Raw genomic sequence first — 3,358 nt, forward strand, 5'->3', positions numbered from 1 at the left:
GTTGTACACACAAGATTATCTGGCTGAGTTTAATAACCACATGACCGGCGGCGTAAAAAGCACTTGATCTTCCAGTGCTGTCGTTGGTGGTGTGGACTCTCAAGCGTGAGGTAAGGGCATCTGGTGAATGCCTTGGCATGTACAGGCGATGAAGGACGTGGCACGCTGCGATAAGCGTGGGGGAGCTGTGAGCAAGCTTTGATCCCGCGATTTCCGAATGGGTAAACCCACCTTCACCATTTAATCATTCGTGCGATTTCGATCGTACGAGCGGTTAAATGGTTGAGGTATCACTAAGCTGAATAAAATAGGCTTTGGTGAAGCGAACCCGGAGAACTGAAACATCTCAGTACCCGGAGGAAAAGACATCAACCGAGATTCCGTTAGTAGTGGCGAGCGAACGCGGACCAGGCCAGTGCCTGATGTTTAATTAGCAGAAGTGTCTGGAAAGGCACGCCATAGCGGGTGACAGCCCCGTATGCGAAAATGAAACATCAGGACTCGAGTAGGGCGGAGCACGTGAAACTCTGTCTGAACATGGGGGGACCACCCTCCAAGCCTAAATACTCGTACATGACCGATAGTGAACCAGTACCGTGAGGGAAAGGTGAAAAGCACCCCGATGAGGGGAGTGAAACAGTACCTGAAACCGGATGCCTACAAGCAGTGGGAGGGGCCCTGAGCCCTGACCGCGTACCTCTTGCATAATGGGTCTGTGACTTAGTGTATCAAGCGAGCTTAAGCCGTTAGGTGTAGGCGCAGCGAAAGCGAGTCTGAATAGGGCGACAGAGTTTGATGCATTAGACCCGAAACCCGGCGATCTATGCATGACCAGGTTGAAGGTGCGGTAACACGCACTGGAGGACCGAACCGTTCAATGTTGAAAAATTGTCGGATGAGTTGTGCTTAGGGGTGAAAGGCCAATCAAGCCGGGAAATAGCTGGTTCTCCGCGAAATCTATTGAGGTAGAGCGTCGGATGATTGCCGTTGGGGGTAGAGCACTGGATGGTTGCGGGGGTCGCGAGATCTACCAACACTAACCAAACTCCGAATACCAACGAGTCTAGTCCGGCAGACAGACGGCGGGTGCTAAGGTCCGTCGTCAAAAGGGAAACAGCCCTAACCTACAGCTAAGGTCCCCAAGTCATCACTAAGTGGGAAAGCATGTGGGATTTCCAAAACAACCAGGAGGTTGGCTTAGAAGCAGCCATCCTTTAAAGAAAGCGTAACAGCTCACTGGTCTAAATAAGAGATCCTGCGGCGAAGATGTAACGGGGCTAAAGTGATGCACCGAAGCTTAGGGTTCAGTCCTTGTGACTGAGCGGTAGCGGAGCGTTCCGTAGGCCGATGAAGCGATCTGGTAATGGGTCGTGGAGGTATCGGAAGTGCGAATGCAGACATGAGTAGCGATTAACAGTGTGAGATGCACTGTCGCCGAAATTCCAAGGGTTCCTGCTTAAAGCTAATCTGAGCAGGGTAAGCCGGCCCCTAAGACGAGCCCGAAGGGGGTAGTCGATGGGAACCACGTTAATATTCGTGGGCCTGGAGGTGAGTGACGGATGGCGTAAATTGTCAGGGCTTATTGGATTGCTCCTGGCAGTGAAGTTGTCCCAGGAAATAGCCCCTCCGTATAGACCGTACCCTAAACCGACACAGGTGGAATGGTAGAGTATACCAAGGCGTTTGAGAGAAGTATCCTGAAGGAACTCGGCAAATTGCCTCCGTACCTTCGGAAGAAGGAGGCCCCATATATGCGCAAGCACTTATGGGGGGCACAGGCCAGGGGGTAGCGACTGTTTAGCAAAAACACAGGGCTCTGCTAAGTCGGCTTCAAGACGACGTATAGGGCCTGACGCCTGCCCGGTGCCTGAAGGTTAAGAGGAGGTGTGCAAGCACTGAATTGAAGCCCAGGTAAACGGCGGCCGTAACTATAACGGTCCTAAGGTAGCGAAATTCCTTGTCGGGTAAGTTCCGACCTGCACGAATGGCGTAACGACTTCCCCACTGTCTCCAGGATATGCTCAGCGAAATTGAATTCTCCGTGAAGATGCGGAGTACCCGCGGTTAGACGGAAAGACCCCGTGCACCTTTACTGCAACTTCAGAGTGGCATTAGGAAAGAGCTGTGTAGCATAGGTGGGAGGCTTTGAAGCATCGACGCCAGTTGATGTGGAGCCATAGGTGAAATACCACCCTGCTGTTTTCTGATGTCTAACCTCGTACCGTTATCCGGTACAGGGACCCTCTGTGGTGGGTAGTTTGACTGGGGCGGTCGCCTCCTAAAGAGTAACGGAGGCGCGCGATGGTGGGCTCAGGACGGTTGGAAACCGTCTGTTAGAGTGCAATGGCATAAGCCCGCCTGACTGCGAGACTGACAAGTCGAGCAGAGACGAAAGTCGGTCATAGTGATCCGGTGGTCCCTCGTGGAAGGGCCATCGCTCAACGGATAAAAGGTACGCCGGGGATAACAGGCTGATGATTCCCAAGAGCTCATATCGACGGAATCGTTTGGCACCTCGATGTCGGCTCATCACATCCTGGGGCTGGAGCAGGTCCCAAGGGTTTGGCTGTTCGCCAATTAAAGTGGTACGTGAGCTGGGTTCAGAACGTCGCGAGACAGTTTGGTCCCTATCTGCCGTGGGCGTCGAAATTTGAGAGGAGTTGACCCTAGTACGAGAGGACCGGGTTGAACATACCTCTGGTGTACCAGTCGTTCTGCCAAGAGCGCAGCTGGGTAGCTATGTATGGACGGGATAACCGCTGAAAGCATCTAAGCGGGAAGCCTCCCTCAAGATAAGATTTCATCGAGCCGTCGTAGACCACGACGTTGATAGGCTGGGTGTGGAAGTGCGGTAACGCATGAAGCTAACCAGTCCTAATTGCTCTGTTCGCGCTAGAGAGTCCCACCATCAACGACAGCACTGGAATACAGCGCTCGTCCAAGAGGTGGTTATCAAGCCAGCCCAGATGAATATATTTATACAAAATGTGCACGGTATCGATTGAAAAACCCCTGTATAGGGCCCCGTCAAAGTATTACTTTGATGGGAACCCTTTATGCGCCTGCTTCATTGCTTGGTGACCATAGCGTCTGTGACCCACCCGATCCCATCCCGAACTCGGCCGTGAAACCAGTCTGCGCCGATGGTACTATTGCTCAAGCACTGGAAGAGTAGGGCGTCGCCAGGCATTGAAGCAGGCGCATAAACAGGACCAAAAACCCATTCACTTGTCTTAAAAAGGGCGGCACCGATCAGGTCCGCCCTTTTATCGTTGGTGGCGCGGGATGGAGCAGCCCGGTAGCTCGTCAGGCTCATAACCTGAAGGTCGTAGGTTCAAATCCTACTCCCGCAACCAAC

At 52.8% G+C, this 3,358-nt stretch carries 1 tRNA gene and 2 rRNA genes; all 3 read left to right on the plus strand.

The features are described from left to right. The first annotated feature begins 100 nt into the window (after positions 1-100). The 3 genes from WG907_RS18080 (at position 101) to WG907_RS18090 (ending at position 3,356) form a co-directional block, all read left to right on the plus strand. Positions 101-2,898: ribosomal RNA gene (locus WG907_RS18080) — 23S ribosomal RNA — on the plus strand. A gap of 175 nt (positions 2,899-3,073) precedes the next feature. Continuing rightward, a 5S ribosomal RNA gene (gene rrf / locus WG907_RS18085) occupies positions 3,074-3,188 on the plus strand. A gap of 91 nt (positions 3,189-3,279) precedes the next feature. Continuing rightward, positions 3,280-3,356: transfer RNA gene (locus WG907_RS18090), tRNA-Met, on the plus strand. Positions 3,357-3,358: the final 2 nt, after the last annotated feature.

Source organism: Sphingobium fluminis, assembly GCF_037723805.1.
In the GTDB taxonomy this organism is placed as follows: Bacteria; Pseudomonadota; Alphaproteobacteria; order Sphingomonadales; family Sphingomonadaceae; genus Sphingobium.